A 1070-nucleotide genomic window follows, 5' to 3' on the forward strand; every position below is an offset into this window, starting at 1 on the left:
CCATTCTTCTTTATATCCGCCGATTCAAATGGTCAACTGTCGTCTACGGATCGGCAACCGCCGGTATTTTTGGTATGGGATTATTCTGGTATTTTGAGCGATTTCTAGCTTAATGCTGAATCTCTTTCCTTTTCTTATAGGGGGTGGTTCAAAAAGAGTAGCTTAAGGGTGTTAAAAATACGAGATTAATAGGAGGAATAAGAATGAAACCTTTAAATGAAAAAGGGAAAACGGTGAAGGAAAAGCTTAAACCGATTACCGTAGCCGTGATGTGTAGTCTTGCTTTGGCGGCTGTCGTCAAACCGGTTGTCGCAGATAATCCTAATGCTACTGTTACGGGAACGGTGTTCGCAGACAAAAATGGAAATGGAGTCCGCGATAACAACGAACAGGGAATTCCAAATGTGTCTGTATCAGATGGTAAGAGCATTTCCGTTACCGATGATTCAGGAAAGTATACACTGACGGCAAACATTGAAAGACGCCAGTCGGATATCGTCTTTGTTACCGTTCCTAGCGGGTATAGCGTCCCAACAGACGAAAACAAAACACCCCAGTTCTATAAGCAACTTGGCAACCTCGAGGCCGGTGAAACACGAGAACAAAACTTCGGACTGCTACTTAAGCCTGAAAGCAATAATCCTAACTTTTCCTTTGCCAACGTGGCCGATGTTCACGTGGAAGCAGGGTCAAATAATAACCGTGAACGATTCACATCACAGCTAGCGCAAATTAACGAATCGACAGGAAACCCTGCCTTTATCGCCGTTAGTGGCGACTTGACCAACCGGGCGACCGATGCAGAATATCAGGATTATACAGCGAGCACAGCTACATCTGCTGTTCCTGTCTACCCAGCTGTCGGAAACCATGACTTTGCCCCAGGTTCTAGCTATCAAACAAGAGTGGACCGTTACCGCAAGTATCTCGGACCTGAGTGGTATTCATTCGATTATGGCAACAGGCATTTTGTTACATTGGAAAATACATTGGGCTTCAATGAAAATGACCAATTGGAATGGTTAAAACAGGATCTCGCCCAAAATGCAAAAGACAAAGAAGTAGTAGTA

1 protein-coding gene is annotated in these 1070 nt (G+C 44.2%); it reads left to right on the top strand.

The window, feature by feature from the left end; genetic code table 11:
• Nucleotides 1–203 precede the first annotated feature (203 nt).
• Nucleotides 204–1070 (top strand): metallophosphoesterase N-terminal domain-containing protein (locus AC1DSB_RS19800; protein ID WP_477587484.1); only part of this gene is annotated, 867 nt, incomplete at its 3' end.

It is taken from the genome of Paenisporosarcina sp. P4_E4_2 (assembly GCF_056401595.1).